1 rRNA gene is annotated in these 224 nt (G+C 54.0%); it reads right to left on the bottom strand.

Annotated elements, in window-relative coordinates:
- Positions 1 to 224 (bottom strand): 23S ribosomal RNA (locus WFL93_RS24190); the annotation flags it as partial.

Below are 224 nucleotides of genomic sequence, written 5' to 3' on the forward strand. Positions count from 1 at the left end.
GGCGTCACACCGTATACGTCCACTTTCGTGTTTGCACAGTGCTGTGTTTTTAATAAACAGTTGCAGCCAGCTGGTATCTTCGACTGGCTTCGGCTCGGGGAGCAAGTCCCTCTACCTACGCGCCAGCGTGCCTTCTCCCGAAGTTACGGCACCATTTTGCCTAGTTCCTTCACCCGAGTTCTCTCAAGCGCCTTGGTATTCTCTACCTGACCACCTGTGTCGGT

It is taken from the genome of Pantoea sp. USHLN256, from assembly GCF_037149875.1.
Lineage (GTDB): Bacteria > Pseudomonadota > Gammaproteobacteria > Enterobacterales > Enterobacteriaceae > Pantoea > Pantoea nemavictus.